Consider the following 16013-nt stretch of genomic DNA (forward strand, 5'->3'; position numbering starts at 1 on the left):
GGACAGGGAGTCAGTCATCACAGAAGAGACAGACGTAAAAAAGCCGGCCCTGAGGGACCGGCTTTCGTTAGCTTGCTAGACGATTGAAGACGTCTTAGAAGCCGTAGTAGATGCCGACTGCAGCGCCGTCACTAGCATCGCCAGAACGATCGTACTGGGCGTATTCAATGTAGGTGTACATCGCGGAAGAGATGTTGTAAGTCACACCCAGGTTGAATTCGTTGAAGCTGTCGTCGCCACCGTTTTCAGTAGCCACGGTGGAAGCGTCTTCAGCGTCGACATACTGGTAGCCGCCGTAGACGTCGCCCATGCCGTAGCCGTAACGCGCGCCGATACCGTAGTAGTCGACGTCGGTGTCATCTTCTTCACCCGCGAAACGCTCAGCCTTGACGGCGATACGCAGGGCATCGACGGTGTACTGACCGGTGATACCGTACTGGTCACCGATGTCGCTGCCGTTGGTGGCTTCGAACTGGTCCAGGTTGTCATACACAGCGGCGAGGGAGAAACCGCCGACGGTGTACTTGGCACCAGCGAAGAAGGACGCCTGATTGGAATCGGTGATGTTCTCGTCTTCGCCATCGCCTTCGAAGTTGGAACCGACGGCGAACTGCATGCCGCCCATGACCGGAGACATGTACTGCAGCTTGTTGCCTTCACGAGTCTGGCTGTCGCCAGTGATCTGGGAGCTGGAGTCAGTCAGGTCGAAGTATTCGTTGTTGGAGATCGGATCCTGGATCCAGTCATCCATCAGCTGATCCCAGGAACCGATACGCGCGTCACCGAAGGAGCCCTTGGCACCGACGTAGGACTGGTCGCCATCGTTCAGGCCGTTGCCGCCGCCCTTGGATTCGTCAGCGTCGTATTCCCACTCAGCCTTGAAGTAACCAACGATATCGTCGTTGATCTTGTGCTCGCCCTTGGCACCGAAGGTAGAACCGTTGTCACCCAGTTCGCTTTCCGGATCACCGCCGAGCTGGTCGACATAAGTGTATGCCAGCTGCACGTTACCGTAGATGTCCAGCTTGGTACCGTCCTGGTTGTAGACAGTAGCAGCGGAAGCAGAAGTAGCAGCCAGGGCAGCAGCGCCGGCGATGGCAGTAGCCAGAAGTGTCTTTTTCATCGCGATAGTTCCTTAACTAGCGTTAACTGTTCGATCGTGTCTGCCGATGGCAGTGACCAAGGTTCCGGGCGCTTGATGACGCCTCTAAAACTCTGTGGCCTAGTTATTATCCAATGCTCGCAGGGAAACCATATACCGGGCTTTCAGGATGTGCAACAGAAAAAAACACTGTTTTCGATCACCACTCCTGAACCTATCCATCGGTCGGTTGTCTGGCGTGAGCATACTCTAGGGCTCAAGAATGAAGGATTCATGACAACCATGCGTCTTGACGCGGATTCCTGCATCACCGAGCGCATCGCTGAGCGTTAATCCCGGATTCATTGTGGAAAAACCTCGCTTGCGACAAAAGTCGCAGAACAAATACCCGTCAACTGCTGTGCTTGTCTGATGCCAAGTTGTGGTTTCCTCTCAGCTTTATCTTCATGAAAGGCACCGTCCCTGTGCCAATGATTCATTCATGAGTCTGCTATCAATATCGGTCATCAAACTCAATCATCAAATCCAGTCAACAAGCCCAGTCGCCCTCCCTGTCATCAAGCTCTGTCATCAAGCTCTGTCATCAATCAATCTTTCCATCGCACCTTGTCAGCAGGCAGTGATCCTCAACTGCTCAACCAGTTGGGCAGGAACAGCGAGATAGCCGGCACATAGGTGATCAACACCAGGAACAGCAGCAACAGCGACAACCACGGCAATGCTGCCCGAATGACCCAGGTCATCGGCTTGCCGGTGATCCCCGCCGTCACGAAGAGGTTCAGCCCTACGGGGGGTGTCAGCATGCCGATCTCCATGTTGACCACCATGATGATGCCGAGATGGATCGGGTCGATCCCCAGCTGCGTCGCGATGGGGAACAGGATTGGCGCCATGATCAGCAGAATGGCCGAGGGCTCCATGAAGTTGCCCGCCGCCAGCAGCAGCAGATTCATCACGATCAAGAAGCCCCACGCCGGCAGCCCCCAGCCGATGATGGTTTCGGCGATGGTGTGCGGAATGCGCTCCGTGGTCAGTACATGCGCGAACAGCATCGCGTTGGCGATGATGAACAACAGCATCATCGAGACGCGCGCGCCATCCAGTACCACCTTCTTGACCTCCTGATCGGTGAAGGACCCCAGAAGCCCGGCAGGCACCTGCCACAGCGCGCGCAACCCCGCACTCCCCCAGGCTTCGTTGCCCTTGCGCCACGGCACGTTCTTCAACGGCCCCATGTCGCGATAGCCCACCACGGCGATGAACCAGGCATACACCGTGGCCACGGCCGCGGCTTCGGTGGGACTGGCCACGCCGCCATAGATCGAGCCCAGCACGATGAAGATCAACATCAGACCGCCCATGGCGATCAGGCCAGAGCGCGCAAGCACCCGTACGCCGGGGAAAGGCTGAGCCGGCAACTTCTTGATCCGCGCCGCGATATAGATGGCGACCATCAAAATACCGCCCATCAGGAGGCCCGGAATCAGACCTGCCATGAACATCTTGGCCGCCGAGACTTCCGTGGCGGCGGAATACACCAGCATCACGATGGACGGCGGAATCAGGATGCCCAGTGTCCCGGCATTGGTGATCACGCCCGCCGCGAAGGACTCGGTATAGCCCTGGCGCACCATGCCCGCGATCACGATGGAGCCGATCGCCGCCACCGTGGCCGGAGAAGAGCCGGACACGGCGGCAAACAGCATGCATGCCAATACGGAGGCCATCGCCAGTCCACCGCGCACGTGGCCGATGGCATCGGTGGCGAAGGTGATCAGGCGACGTGCCACGCCACCGGTCGAGAGAAAGGTGCTGGAGAGAATGAAGAACGGGATCGCCAGCAGGGTGTAGTGATGCGACAGGGCTTCGAACAGCTTGATCGCCACCGACCCCAGTGAGTCACTGGAAAACAGCAGGATCGTGGTGACACTCGAGAAGCCCAGCGCAAAGGCGATCGGCATGCCGAGAAAGATGCCGCCGAACAGCAGCGCAAACAGAGTGGCTATGGTCATCGTGGTGTTCCCTGATCACTGTCACGGCCAGCATCGCCGTTGTCTTGGCCATCCGGCGCGTCCGACTGCACCAGATGCATGCTGTCCTCGCCTTCGTCATGAAAGCCGAAGCCACTGGCATCGCCACGAATCACCTTCCAGCCCAGTACAGCAAAGCGCAGCATCAGCAGCAACATGGCAATGGGCAGAATGGTGAGGGCGTACCACTTGGGAATCGCGATGTCCTCAAGCTCGATGCCGATCATCTTCATCAGCGAGAGATATTCATAACTGCCGACCAGCAGCATCACGCAGTACGCCATGCAGATCGCCAGCGCCAGCAAGGTCGCCACGCGCTGCCAGAGCATCGGCAGCATCTTGACCACGACATCCACGCCGATGTGCGCGCCCTGCTTGACGCCCCAGGACACGCCGATCAGCACGAACCAGCCCGCCAGATACAGCGTGGCCTCCTGTGACCAGCTGATGCCGGTATTGAAGACGAAGCGCAACACCACCTCGACGAAGACCAGCAGCACCATCGCTACCAGCAGCAGCGAGAACAGCGTCTCTTCCGCCTTGTGAAGCCATCGTAGTGCCATGGCAAAAATCCTCATGTCGCTCAAGGACACTTGCCCCACGCGAGATCGCCGATGTCCTGGCGCTCAAGATGGGGCAAGTGATGGATGGCCTGATGGCTTACTGGTTAGCAGCTTCCGCGGCGTCGACGATGTCCTGACCGATGTCGTCGGCAAACTCGCCCCATACCGGCTTCATGGCGTCGACCCACTGCTGACGCTGGGCATCGTCGAGCGTGATGATCTCGCTCTGGCCTGAATCGATGATGGCCTGCTTGGCCTCCATGTTCTTGGCTTCGGAGAGCTGGTTGCCGTAGACGATGGCCTCATCGAGCGCCGACTTGACCTCACCACGCACGTCATCCGGCAGGCCATTCCAGAAGCGCGCCGAAGACACCACCATATAATCCAGCACGCCGTGGTTGGATTCGGTGATGTACGGCTGCACCTCGAAGAACTTCTGGGAGTAGATGTTGGAGTAGGTATTCTCCTGACCGTCGATGGCCTTGGTCTGCAGCAGGATGAAGACCTCGGAGAACGGCTTCTTCAGCGAGACGGCATCCACCGCGTCAAACTGGGCCTCGAGCACATCGGAGGTCATGATGCGGAATTTCTTGCCGTCGGCATCCCCCGGTGTCTTGAGCGGCGATGACGCGGACAGCTGCTTCATGCCGTTATGCAGATAACCGAGCCCCACCAACCCCTTGGATTCCAGCGACGTCAGCAATGACTGGCCCGTCTCGCTGCTCTGGAAGCGTTCGACAGCGCCCATGTCCTTGAACAGGAAGGGCAGATCGAAGACCTGCAGCTGATCGGTATATTTCTGGAACTTGGACAATGACGGTGCCGCCAGCTGCACATCGCCCAGCAGCATGGCTTCCAGCACCTTGTCGTCCCCGTACAGCTGCGAACTGGGGTAGAGCTCGACTTCCACCTTGTCGCCCAGTCGCTCCTCCACCAGTTGCTGGAATTTCTTGCCCATCTGGCCCTTGGGGGTATTTTCCGCCACCACATGGGAAAACTTGATGGTGATCGGGTCGGCCATGGCCGTCGCTGAGGCAAACAGGATGGCAGCACTCAGGGCGGTCAGGGCTGGCTTGATAAGGCGCATGGCGAATCCTCTTGAATTGCGGATATTGTTGGTCTTGTAGGGCATTCGATATCCCGTCTGCGCGGCTCCGACACGAAGCCGCGCAGAGGTGCGGCGCGAGCAGGGATAGCCGAGACCCTGCGAGCATTGCGCCACAGCCGCCAGATAGACGAGACAATCCAGACAATTCAATAAGTTGAAGACGCACAGTTCGCATACAACTCGCGCACAAGTGAGCCGAATTCCGCGGGCCGCCGGCGATCTGTGAGGAGTTGTGCGGATTTCCGCCCACCAACGACAAGGCCCCTGTGCGGGAATCCGCACAGGGGCCTTGTCTGTTAGCACCGATCATTGTCGATCGAGCGTCTTCACCAGCTGTCACATCACCTGCCAACACATTCTCAGGAACGGTTCTCAGGGACGGTTCTCGAGGACTGTGTTCAGGGGCGGTGCTTGGTCATCAGCTCGCTGAGCTTGTGGCTGATACGCTGATCGGTCGCCTGCTCTTCCCGCGCCTTCTGTTGACGCGTCAGCTCATCGAGCTGCTGACGGGCATGGCGTGCCTCATCTTCCGTCACGGCACCCACCGACTGACCCGAGAGGTCCACGCGCTGCGTGCCCGCCCGTACCGCCTTCAGATACCGCGGCAGATGGACATAACCCGCCAGCGCGCGTCGCACCAGCTTGTCATCCCAGGGCTCGTTTTCCAGCAGCTCGATATGGATGCCGATCTTCAGCGGCCGGGTGTGGCCCTTGAAGAAGGTATCCGGATAGCGCTTGTACCACTGCTTGAGCAGCGCATGGGGAGAAGGCGCCGACTCAGGCTGAGAAGCCTGCTGTGCTTGCGGGGCCTCGCCCTGCTCAGCCTCGTTCTGCTGCTGCGCCTCCTGCTCCTGCGGTACCTGAGCTTGCGGCGTCTGGGCTTGCGACGCCTGAGCCTCGGACGAATCAGCAGCCGTCGTTGTCTGCGCGGCAGCTGCCGGCTGACTCACGTTCAGGCGCTCTGAGGCCAGGCGTTCTGCCTGCGCCTCCTGCTGCGCTGTCAGACCCGCCTCCGCATTCGTGGAGAATTGCGGCGCAGAAGCCTGCTCGACCAGTTCACGCAATTGCGCATCTCGCGCCAGCAACGCCTCATTCACCGCGCTTAACTGCGCCTGCTGCTCCTGCAGTGTCTGGCGCGCCGCCGCGAGTTGCTCAGCGAGCTGCTCACGCTCATGACGCTCCGCGGCCAGTGCACGCTCGGCTTCTGCCAAGGCACGCTGATGCGCATCGGCATCTGCCGTGGCTGCAGACGTTCCCTGCTGCTCCAGCTGGGCCAGCGCATCGCGCAGGCGGGCATTTTCCGACTCCAGGGCCGCACGGGCCTGGCGCTCTGTGTCACGCTGCTGTCGCTGTGTGTCGGCTTCATGTTCAAGCGCAGAATACAGCGCTTCGAGGCGATCCATCGTCAAGGCCTGAGCCTCCCTTGCACGCTATGGGCAGTTCCGTTTGGCACCAGTCTGTGTCAGTACCTGCTGACTGTAAAGGTCACGCCGGCCAGCCAGTGGCTCAGACGTCGCGGCGCTCGAAGCGCACGAAGTCATAGGCCGGCAGACCCTCACCACTCTCCCCCGGGACGCGCTGCGCTTCCTGCCAGCTCGCATCCAGCGCCGGGAAATGAGCATCGCCCTCGATCTCGACCGCAACCTCGGTGAGATAGAGGCGCGTCGCCACCGGCAGCGCCTGGGCGTAGATCTGACCGCCACCGATCACCATGATCTCGTCCACGCCTTCGATCATCGCGTGGTGGTCCGCCATGCTTAGCGCGGCGGCCAGGTCACTGCAGACCCGCACGCCATCGTGACTGAACTCGCTGTCACGCGTGACCACGATGTTGAGGCGGTTGGGCAGCGGCCTGCCGATGGAGGCGAAGGTCTTGCGTCCCATGATCACCGGCTTGCCCTGGGTGACATGCTTGAAGAACTTCAGGTCTTCCGGCAGATACCACGGCAACTGGTTGTCGACGCCGATCACGCGGTTGACCGACATGGCGGCAATCATCGCGACGGGCACGACGGTGTCAGCCGCCGCCGTCAGCGGAGAGAATTCATTATCGCTCATACAGCCACCTGCGCCTTGATATGCGGATGGGATTCATAGCCTTCGATGGCAATGTCATCGAAGGTGAAGTCGAACAGATCCGTGACTTCCGGATTCAACACCAGCTTCGGCAGCGCCAGCGGCTCACGCGTCAACTGCTCACGCGCCTGCTCGAGATGATTGCTGTAAAGGTGGGCATCGCCGAGGGTATGGATGAACTCGCCCGGCTTGAGGCCACACACCTGCGCGACCATCTGGGTCAGCAGCGCATAGCTTGCGATGTTGAACGGCACGCCGAGGAAGATGTCCGCGCTGCGCTGATAGAGCTGGCAGGACAGGCGACCATCGGCGACGTAGAACTGGAACAGTGCATGACAAGGCGGCAGCGCCATCTCATCCACCAGCGCCGGGTTCCAGGCCGAGACCATCAGGCGGCGCGAATCCGGGTTGGTCTTGATCTGCTCGATCAGCTGGCTGATCTGGTCGACGGAACCGCCTTGCGGGTTCGGCCAGCTGCGCCACTGGTAACCGTATACCGGCCCGAGGTCGCCATTCTCATCGGCCCACTCGTCCCAGATACGCACGCCGTTTTCCTTCAGGTAGGCGATGTTGGTATCGCCCTTCAGGAACCACAGCAGCTCGTGGATGATCGAGCGCAGGTGCAGCTTCTTGGTCGTGACCAGCGGAAAGCCTTCGGCCAGATCAAAGCGCATCTGGTGGCCGAAGACACTCAGGGTGCCGGTGCCGGTGCGATCGCCCTTTTGTGTGCCGTTTTCCAGCACATGGCGCATCAGATCTAGATAGGGTTGCATGGTGGCGAGTCCGTACGGCGTGTCAGAGGCTGGCGCGGCGAGCGGAGCCGTGGATCGCCCTGCACCAGCCTCTTCATGAATTCGAATCGTTCACTTGACGATATTTGACGCTGCCAGATACGCAAGAACGCGGCCCGATGGCCGCGTTCTTGCGTATCTGGCAGGGGGCCAGTTTACACCGAATGCCCCCTGTATTCACGCCTGCATTGCCCCTCAGGAGGCGCGAGGCACCGGCGGCTGCGCCACTTCCTGACCGCGCGACCAGGCCATCAACAGCAGCCCGAACAGCACCATCGGCAGCGACAGCAGCTGGCCCATGGTCAGCCAGTCGAAGGCGATGAAGCCGAGCTGGGAGTCCGGCTGACGGAAGAATTCGGTGATGAACCGGAAGCAGCCGTAGCAGAGCAGGAACAGACCGGAGATCAAGCCCTTCTGACGCGGTTCACGCGAGACGAACCACAGGATGGCGAACAGCGCGACGCCTTCCAGTGCAAACTGATAGAGCTGCGAGGGATGACGCGGTTCCGGCCCGTAGAGCGGATAGACCATGCCCCAGGAGACATCGGTGATGCGCCCCGGCAGCTCCTGATTGATGAAGTTGCCCAGCCGCCCTGCGCCGAGACCGATCGGCACCATCGGCGCGATGAAATCGGTCAGCTGGAAGAAGGTCAGCTGATGGCGACGCGCGAACATCAGCATCGCGATCAACACGCCCAGCAAGCCGCCATGGAAGCTCATGCCGCCATCCCAGACCTTGAAGATCCACACCGGGTCCGCCAGCAGCTTGTCGAAGCCATAGAAGAGCGCATACCCCAGGCGGCCACCCAGCACCACACCCAGGGCGCCGAAGAAGATCAGGTCGCCTACCGCGTCCTGACTCAGGCCGACGCGTGCGCGACGTGCTCGTGCCAGCCCCCAGGCCGCCGCGAAACCGATCACGTACATCAACCCGTACCAATGAATCTTGAAGGGCCCCAGCGCCAGCGCCACGGGGTCGATCTCAGGATATTGCAACATGTGAAAACCTTGAATGAGGAAGTCGGGCTCTACCAACGCACTGGGCGATGCAGTCATCGCCTCTCAGGCGGGCAGAGCATAACAGTCAAAGCATGAACACGACCTGCCTGAGGCAGCGTATTCCCGCTCACGCCAGCAGAAACCGCAGTCCGACGACGACCAGGATCAGCGCGAACAGGCGCTTGAGCAGCAGGGCCGGCAAGGCATGCGCCAGCCGCGCCCCGAGGCGCGCAAACGGCACGGACGCCAGCACGATGCCCAGCCACGCCACCCAATGGACATAGCCGATGGCGTGCTCCGGCAGATTGGGGGCATGCCAGCCGACCACGATGTTGGTCAGTGCGGCGGTCAGCGCGATGGGGAAGCCTGCCGCGGCGGCGGTCCCCACCGCTTCGGTCATGCGCGCCTGCCAGCTGGAGAGCATCGGCACCATCACCGTGCCGCCACCGATGCCGAACAGCGAGGAAATCACGCCGACGGTACTGCCGCCCACGAACTGGCCGACCCGCCCGGGCGCCTGGGCCATCTGGCCCACCTTGAGATCCAGCCCGAGCTTGGCCGCCACCAGCAGCACGAAGACGCCGAACGCCAGCTTGAGCGTCTCGCCGCTCAGTTCACTGGCCAGCACCACGCCGAGCCCGGTGCCGACCACCAGCCCCGGCAACAGCCGCTTGAGCCAATCGAGGCGCACCGCACCGCGCTCATGATGTGCCCGTGCCGACGACAGCGAGGTCACCACGATGGTGGCCAGCGAGGTGCCGATCGCCAGGTGCATCAACACCTCCGGCGCGACGCCTTGCAGCACGAAGGCCGCGGCCAGCACCGGCACGATGACAAGCCCTCCGCCAATCCCGAACAACCCCGCAATCATGCCGGCGACTGCGCCCAACAAGGGATACCACCACCACATACCCGACTCCTTTCATGCTGCATTGCGGTGACTGTCTGCCGAGAGTGGCCCGGGCCTCTCAGCGCCATGACCGTCAGCCGTCTGTTGATACTTGACCTTCGCCGCTGCCGGACGCGCGTGGCGTCAGCGTCACGTCAGGCAGCCACATGCTGACCTTGTCGATCAGCGCCTGAGGCCGGTAGGGCTTGCCCAGATAATCATCCAGCCCGGCGGCGAAGAAGCGCTCGCGATCGGCCTCACTGGCATTGGCGGTCAGCGCGATGATGACACTGCGCCGCTCACTGCCGGCGGCGGCTTCCTGCTCGCGCCAGCGCTGGCTGACACTGACGCCATCCATGCCGGGCATGAAGATATCCATGAACACCAGCGCGTAGAAATGCTGTCCACGAGCGGCCAGCGCCTCTTCGCCGCTGCTGGCGGTATCGACCAACAACCCCTGACGACCGAGCACCGTGCGCGCCAGCATCGCATTCACCGGCCCGTCATCGACCACCAGGATGCGGGTTTCGGTCGGCTTGCCCGGCCATGTCATCGGCAGCAGGATTTCCAGCGCCTGCTCGTCGTCCAGGTTGATCTGTCGATAGCTGCCGCCCAGCTCGTCGATCAAGCGCCGCGCCATGACAAGGCTCGAGGGCGATTGATGACCGATATCGAGGCCGACATGTCCACGCAGCTCGAGCCGCAGACAGCAACAGCCAGCGCCCTCGTCGTCGGAACCCTCTGCAGAGAACGCTGCATCGCGACAGGCCGGCAGCTCACAGGCTTGCTGCAGCTCAAGCAGCAGAGATTGATGACTGGCGCTTTCGTGACGCACGCAGCCTTCCGCCAGATGCTCGAACAGCTGCGCGAGGCGGCGCACATCACCGCGCAAGGCCTCCGGCATCGGCCCCAGCTGCCACTCGAAGGGGCAGCCGACATCATGATGGCGCTGCTGCATGTCCTCGAGCAGCGCCCCCAGCGTCTCGGTCGGCGAGAAGTCATTCTCTTCCAGCGGCGTCCGTACCACTTCCTCGCGCTCGGTCAGGGCATCCAGCAGTTGCGCCACGCTGTCGAGGCGGCCCTGCAGCAGGCTGAGCTCGGCATCCTCGATATGACGCTCACGCCTGAGCTGACCAAGCTTGCGCACCAGCCCTTGCAGCGGCGGCGTCAGCTCAGCGTGCAGCATGTCCAGATAATCACTCTTCAGACGCGCTTCTTCGCGGGCACGGTCACGCGCGACCAGTAACTGCTGGCTGGCCTGATCGTGCTCTGACTCATCGATCATCACGCCGAGCACCTGCGCCGGGTCATTGTTGAAGCGACACAGCTCGAGGCGCATGCGCCGCATGCGCCCCTCGGCGTCATGTACCCGGAGTTCACGACTGCTGGGCACGCTGGGGTTGGGCTCCAGCATCAGCAAGCTGCCCACCGACCGGCCCAGCGCCTCATGCAATACCAGTCCGAACAGCTTCTCGAAGGCCGGGTTGGCCATCGCCAACAGTCCATGGCGCATCACGAAGGCCGGCAGCGGCAAGGCATCCAGCTCATGGCCGCGACCACGACGCAGCAAGGCCACGGCCCCACGATGGCGACGCAGGATGTCATCCGCCGGATAGGCCTGCCGCCCCACCGGCGGGTACTCCTCCATCACCTCACCGTTCTCGATACGCTCGCTCTGGCGCGCCAACCACTCCAAGGGCTGCCCCAGGCGCTGGTCCATGCGCCTGAGCCGCCATTGCAAGATGAGCATGACGACGGCAAACACCAGCAGCAGCGCGCCACCACTGCCCAGCAACAGGGTCAGCAGCGGCACCTGACCGGGCACCTCGAGTCGCGTGCTGGACACCAGACGCCAACCAGTGACCGGCAAGCTGTCCCACACCACCACCTGATTCCCGTGCGGGTCGTCCAGCGTGGCACCGCGTAGGCTGGTATCCATCGCGCGGGCGATATCCGCGGGCAGCTCCCGGGAATGGCCGTCGCCGACATTGCTGCTGGCCGCCCAGACGTTCAGGTGGTCATCGACCAGCCAGAAGGCATCCGAGGGGGCATGCCCCGGCAGCAGCAGGCGCGCCTCCATCTGCGGCAGCGCGAGATCCAGCCCGACACGCGCCTTCTGGCCATTGCTGAGAGAGACCTCTGCCAGCGCCGTGATCTGCGGCAGACCGGCAGGCCCCGGATGCGGCGGTAGCCAGACCACGCGCGCCGCACCATTGTCGGTGTTCTCGGCAAGCTGACGCACGGTGCCCGGCAGCACGCCGGTATAGGGCATGAAATCGCTGCCCGGCGCGAAGGCATCCAGCACGTTGAACCAGGGATAGAGCATGACCATGCTGTTATCGAGACTCACGAACAGGCGTGAGATCAGGGGGTCCGACGAGTAGAGGTCCGACAGCAGCCACTGCATATGCATCAGTCGCCGCCCGGCGTCACGATCCTCATCGCTCAACGGCCCTGCGAATTCGCCGTAGAGTGCGGCCCCCCCACGCGATACCGGTCTGAACAGCTGGCCCTGCTCGGTGAGCGAGAACTGGTCCAGGCCATCGTCATAGGCGCTGCTCCCGTTGGCGCCGAAGTCGAGATGGCGCCGTGCATAGCGCGCCAGAATCTGCAGGCGACGCTGTTGGGTTTCCAGACGCTCGCTGACCAGCGCCGTGGCCAGCGCATGCTCCTGCCGGAGCTCCCCCAGCGCGCTATCGACGGCAGCATGCTGCGTGCTGTCCCTGACCACGGCGGCCCCGACCAGAAAGCTCAACGCCACCGCCAGCTCCGCCAGCAGCAGCGGGCCAGCCGTCAGCCGAATCATGCGCGCCCAGACCTTCTCCAGGCCACTGGCGGGATTCTGGGCATTCGAAGCCACCGCCGCAGCAGGCGGTGGCTCGACAGAGGAAGCACGGCGCGAGAACATGATCTGAAAGCATCCTGTAGGTGAGGCGTCGGCAAGCCCGACCGCTGACCAGCGCAAGCTGTCGAGACAAAGCAGCAGCATACGCAAGCCGCCGTCAGGCGTCATGCAGTGCCAGCGTGACAGAGGCGCTATTTTCTCCCGACCCCCTGATGGAGTGGCGACATGTGCCTGATGGCATTTGACTGGCAACCGGACTCGCCGCAGGGCGAATGCCTGTTACTGATCGGCAACCGGGATGAGTTTCACGCACGCGCCACCGCCGGGCTCTGCGTGTGGCCGGATGGTGTCCTGTGCGGCGGACGCGACCTGGTGGCCGGCGGCGGCTGGCTGGTCATGCACCCCGCCGGCAGCCTCGCCACGCTGACCAACGTGCGCCAGCTGGACCACCCTGCCCCGACGGCCAGCATCAGCCGTGGCCAGCTGGTCGCGGCCGCGGCGCGTCAGGCGCTGGGGCGATGCTCGCGCTGGCGCCTTGAAGACTGGTTGCGCGCACTGGTCGCGGGAGAGAGCGTGCCCGCGGCACTGGAGGGAGCGGACGCACAGAAGCTGTCTGCGCTGACGCTTGAGGCCGTGGACTGGTGCAACCTGCTGGTCTGCGATGGCAAGGCGTTGTGGCGCCTGCATCATGGCCCACAAGGGGCCGAGGTGAGCCGCCTCAGCGCGGGCATCCACAGCCTGAGCAATGGCCATCCCGAGACCGACTGGCCCAAGCAACGACGCCTGAGTGGCCGCCTGACAGCCCTCCTCGACCCGTCAGCCCGTGCCGGTCAGACAACCGCACGGCCATTGAGCGACGACGCGCTGCTCGACCTGCTCAAGGATGACTGGCGGCCCGCGCCGACTCAGCTACCGGCCACCGGACTCTCGCCCGAACGCGAAGCCCTGCTGTCCAGCCCGTTCATCGTCAGCGCCGAATATGGCACGCGGGCCTCGACCCTGGTGCGCTGGCAACGCCACCCGGCAAGGGATACGACTGATCCGTCCGGTGTGGTGCAGACCCTGACCCTGCTGGAGCGCCGCTTCAGCCCTGAGGGCCACATCATCGCCAGTCGCAGGGCCATGACCCGCTCACTCGCATCGGAGAGCGGCAAAAAAGGAGATATCGGCAGCTGGCGACTCAGCTAGCCGTCTCGCCGGCTTTCTGTGCCACAGGCGCGTTGTCGCGCGGCGGCAGCAGGTGGGCCAGATCCCAGGCCTGCAGGCGGTGGAGCAACAGGTCATGAACCTCATCGGCGGTGGGCTGACACAGCACCTCGCCCACCAGCCCCTGCGCCGCACTCAGTGACACCCGCCGAATGGCCGCACGCACGCGCGGCAGGCTCGGGGCATTCATCGACAGACTGTCAAAGCCCATGCCCAGCAGCAGCAAGGCCCCGGCGGGGTCGCCCGCCAGCTCACCGCAGACGCTCACCGGCATCTTGAGCGCACGCGACTCTTCCGCCAGACGCGCAAGGGCGCGCAACACCGCCGGATGGCAGGCATCGTAGAGACTCGCCACGCGCGGGTTGTTGCGGTCCACCGCCAGCAGATACTGGGTGAGATCGTTGGAGCCCACCGAGAAGAAGTCGACCCGGGTGGCGAGCGCTTCCAGCTGATAGAGCGCCGCCGGCACCTCGATCATCACGCCGACACTCGGTCGCGAGACGTTGATGCCCTCTTCGGCCAGCTCGACCAGCGCCCGATTGACCAGCGCCAGCGCCGCATCGACTTCCTCGATTCCCGAGATCATCGGCAGCATGATGCGCAGATTGTCCAGCCCTTCCGCGGCACGCAGCATGGCCCGCAGCTGCACCATCAGCACCTCGGGGTGATCGAGCGTCACCCGGATGCCCCGCCAGCCCAGGAAGGGATTGGCCTCGTTGATCGGGAAATAGGGCAGGTCCTTGTCGCCGCCGATATCCAGCGTGCGCATGGTGACCGGCAGCGGCGCGAAGCCCAGCAGCTGCTCACGATAAAGACGCGCCTGCTCCTGCTCGCTGGGGAAGCGGTCACTCATCATGAACGGTACTTCGGTGCGGTAGAGCCCGACCCCGCCGACCCGCGACTTGAGCGACGCGACGGAATCCAGCGCCAGGCCGGTATTCACCATCAGCGGCAGAACATGACCATCCGGGGTCACACTTGGCAGATCCTGCTCCTGTTCCAGCAGCGCACTCAACGCCTGCTCCTCCTCGATCAACCGTGAATAGTAGGCGCCGAGCTCAAGCTCGGGACGCACTACCAGTCGACCACGGTGACCATCGAGAATGACCGGTGCACCGCCCAGTCGCGACAACGGAAGATCCACCATGCCCAGCACGGTGGGAATCCCCATCGCACGCGCCAGGATGGCGACATGCGAGGTACTCGAGCCACTGACCGCGACCAGCCCCTTGAGGCGTTCACGCGGGACTTCCCCCAGCGTGGCGGGGCTGATCTCGTGACCGATGAGGATGGTGTTTTCCGGGTATTCGATCGGACCGCTATCACCCTCTTCCTGCAGGTGTGACAACACGCGGCGCCCAAGATCCCGTATGTCGGCGGCTCTTTCGCGCAGATAGTCGTCATCGACACGCTCGAGATACTGCACATGGCGGCGCACGATATCGGCCAGCGCCGCCGGCGCCCACTGTCCTTCACGGATGCGCTTCTCGACTTCCTGGCCCAGCGCCGCGTCACCCAGCATCTGCTGATAGACCTCGAACAGCGCATGTTCCTGGGTGGAGATACGACTGGCGAGGCGCTCCGCCGCGACGCGAATCTCTTCGCGCACGGCGTTGATCGCCTCCTTGAGGCGTGCGATCTCGAATTCGATATCGGTGGGGATCAGGTCGGGGACGGCGTCCAGGTCGGCAGGCGGAGACAGCACGAAGGCCTTGCCGATGGCGATACCAGGCGAGCCGGCCACGCCGGAGAAGGTCGCCTGGCCGCTGGTACCGGCCAGCTTGCCCAGCGCCCCGGTGGCCAGGGCGTGGGCCAGCACTCCCGCCAGCTGCGCGCCGAGGGTGACAAGGAAGGCTTCCTCACCTTCATCGAAACGGCGCTTCTCGTGCTGCTGGATGACCAGCACCCCGAGCACGCGACGCTGATGGATGATGGGGACACCGAGGAAGCTGGAGAAACGCTCCTCTCCGGTCTCCTCGAAATAACGGAATTGGGGATGTGCGGGCGCATCCTCGAGGTTGAGCGGCTCTTCTCTGAGCGCCACCATCCCGACCAGGCCCTCGCCACGTGCCAGACTGACCTGCCCCACCGACGACGAGCGCAGACCGATGGTGTCCTTGAGCACGAAGCGATCGCTTTCCGGTGCCAGCAGATAGACGGAGCAGACGTCCGTCTTCATGGCCTTGCGTATGCGCAACACCATGGTCGCCAGTGCCGCGTCCAGAGAACGTGCGCCATTGACCTCCTGAACGATACGACGTAGCACCTCAAGCATGGAGTACCTCAAGCATGGTGTATCTCGCGCATCGAAGACGTCGAGAAGGTGATTGCTCAGCCAAGGCGGCGTGACCCACGCTCAGCCACCCGCGCCCATCAACGCCATCAGCCGGACGAATGACGCCCG

General features: G+C 62.9%; 12 protein-coding genes. 1 reads left to right on the forward strand and 11 read right to left on the reverse strand.

The features are described from left to right. Window positions 1–94: 94 nt before the first annotated feature. The 10 genes from LCW13_RS13245 to LCW13_RS13290 all read right to left on the reverse strand — a co-directional run bounded on the left by LCW13_RS13245 (window position 95) and on the right by LCW13_RS13290 (window position 12466). Window positions 95–1123, reverse strand: coding sequence for a porin (locus LCW13_RS13245; RefSeq protein WP_153636386.1), 1029 nt, complete (start codon window positions 1121–1123; stop codon window positions 95–97). A gap of 605 nt (window positions 1124–1728) precedes the next feature. Next, window positions 1729–3114: a TRAP transporter large permease gene (locus tag LCW13_RS13250; RefSeq protein WP_043331424.1), complete on the reverse strand. Its 1386-nt coding sequence runs from the start codon at window positions 3112–3114 to the stop codon at window positions 1729–1731. Beyond that, window positions 3111–3695, reverse strand: a complete 585-nt coding sequence (locus LCW13_RS13255; protein WP_153636387.1) for a TRAP transporter small permease — start codon at window positions 3693–3695, stop codon at window positions 3111–3113. The genes LCW13_RS13250 and LCW13_RS13255 overlap by 4 nt, the downstream gene beginning before the upstream one ends. A gap of 97 nt (window positions 3696–3792) precedes the next feature. Further along, window positions 3793–4782 carry a TRAP transporter substrate-binding protein gene (locus LCW13_RS13260; protein WP_225347130.1) on the reverse strand — a complete coding sequence of 330 codons (990 nt, stop codon included), beginning with the start codon at window positions 4780–4782 and terminating at the stop codon, window positions 3793–3795. 419 nt (window positions 4783–5201) lie between these two features. After that, window positions 5202–6206, reverse strand: coding sequence for a ProQ/FINO family protein (locus tag LCW13_RS13265; RefSeq protein ID WP_225348166.1), 1005 nt, complete (start codon window positions 6204–6206; stop codon window positions 5202–5204). 103 nt (window positions 6207–6309) lie between these two features. Further along, window positions 6310–6861 carry a dihydrofolate reductase gene (locus LCW13_RS13270; RefSeq protein WP_054555577.1) on the reverse strand — a complete coding sequence of 184 codons (552 nt, stop codon included), beginning with the start codon at window positions 6859–6861 and terminating at the stop codon, window positions 6310–6312. Further along, window positions 6858–7652 (reverse strand): thymidylate synthase, encoded by a 795-nt coding sequence (locus LCW13_RS13275; protein WP_131432578.1) that lies wholly within the window; start codon window positions 7650–7652, stop codon window positions 6858–6860. The genes LCW13_RS13270 and LCW13_RS13275 overlap by 4 nt, the downstream gene beginning before the upstream one ends. A 213-nt stretch (window positions 7653–7865) precedes the next feature. Beyond that, window positions 7866–8669: a prolipoprotein diacylglyceryl transferase gene (gene lgt, locus LCW13_RS13280; RefSeq protein WP_054555578.1), complete on the reverse strand. Its 804-nt coding sequence runs from the start codon at window positions 8667–8669 to the stop codon at window positions 7866–7868. 127 nt (window positions 8670–8796) lie between these two features. Continuing rightward, entirely contained in the window at window positions 8797–9579 is a 783-nt protein-coding gene (locus tag LCW13_RS13285; protein WP_107336182.1) for a sulfite exporter TauE/SafE family protein, read from the reverse strand. 73 nt (window positions 9580–9652) lie between these two features. Next, entirely contained in the window at window positions 9653–12466 is a 2814-nt protein-coding gene (locus tag LCW13_RS13290) for a response regulator (RefSeq protein WP_225347131.1), read from the reverse strand. A 162-nt stretch (window positions 12467–12628) separates the two neighbouring features. Here LCW13_RS13290 and LCW13_RS13295 point away from each other — a divergent pair, with 162 nt between their 5' ends. Beyond that, the gene (locus LCW13_RS13295; RefSeq protein ID WP_153636391.1) at window positions 12629–13591 is read left to right on the forward strand and encodes an NRDE family protein; all 963 of its coding nucleotides are present in this window, start codon (window positions 12629–12631) and stop codon (window positions 13589–13591) included. On the opposite strand, the gene ptsP is transcribed toward LCW13_RS13295, so the two are convergent. Then, a complete protein-coding gene (gene ptsP, locus LCW13_RS13300) occupies window positions 13584–15884 on the reverse strand; it encodes a phosphoenolpyruvate--protein phosphotransferase (RefSeq protein ID WP_225347132.1) in 2301 nt (766 codons plus the stop codon). The two genes, LCW13_RS13295 and ptsP, sit on opposite strands and share 8 nt — an antisense overlap. Between the last annotated feature and the right edge of the window lie 129 nt (window positions 15885–16013).

It is taken from the genome of Cobetia amphilecti, assembly GCF_020217465.1.
GTDB classification, from domain to species: Bacteria; Pseudomonadota; Gammaproteobacteria; order Pseudomonadales; family Halomonadaceae; genus Cobetia; species Cobetia amphilecti.

What these genes read in the sequence shown, in the direction of transcription:
- LCW13_RS13265 (WP_225348166.1), bottom strand. Translation starts at nt 6,206, where the DNA reads ATGGATCGCCTCGAAGCGCTGTATTCTGCGCTTGAACATGAAGCCGAC.
- LCW13_RS13290 (WP_225347131.1), bottom strand. Translation starts at nt 12,466, where the DNA reads ATGTTCTCGCGCCGTGCTTCCTCTGTCGAGCCACCGCCTGCTGCGGCG.
- LCW13_RS13245 (WP_153636386.1), bottom strand. Translation starts at nt 1,123, where the DNA reads ATGAAAAAGACACTTCTGGCTACTGCCATCGCCGGCGCTGCTGCCCTG.
- LCW13_RS13275 (WP_131432578.1), bottom strand. Translation starts at nt 7,652, where the DNA reads ATGCAACCCTATCTAGATCTGATGCGCCATGTGCTGGAAAACGGCACA.
- LCW13_RS13260 (WP_225347130.1), bottom strand. Translation starts at nt 4,782, where the DNA reads ATGCGCCTTATCAAGCCAGCCCTGACCGCCCTGAGTGCTGCCATCCTG.
- LCW13_RS13270 (WP_054555577.1), bottom strand. Translation starts at nt 6,861, where the DNA reads ATGAGCGATAATGAATTCTCTCCGCTGACGGCGGCGGCTGACACCGTC.
- LCW13_RS13250 (WP_043331424.1), bottom strand. Translation starts at nt 3,114, where the DNA reads ATGACCATAGCCACTCTGTTTGCGCTGCTGTTCGGCGGCATCTTTCTC.
- LCW13_RS13255 (WP_153636387.1), bottom strand. Translation starts at nt 3,695, where the DNA reads ATGGCACTACGATGGCTTCACAAGGCGGAAGAGACGCTGTTCTCGCTG.
- LCW13_RS13295 (WP_153636391.1), top strand. Translation starts at nt 12,629, where the DNA reads ATGTGCCTGATGGCATTTGACTGGCAACCGGACTCGCCGCAGGGCGAA.
- LCW13_RS13285 (WP_107336182.1), bottom strand. Translation starts at nt 9,579, where the DNA reads ATGTGGTGGTGGTATCCCTTGTTGGGCGCAGTCGCCGGCATGATTGCG.
- lgt (WP_054555578.1), bottom strand. Translation starts at nt 8,669, where the DNA reads ATGTTGCAATATCCTGAGATCGACCCCGTGGCGCTGGCGCTGGGGCCC.
- ptsP (WP_225347132.1), bottom strand. Translation starts at nt 15,884, where the DNA reads ATGCTTGAGGTGCTACGTCGTATCGTTCAGGAGGTCAATGGCGCACGT.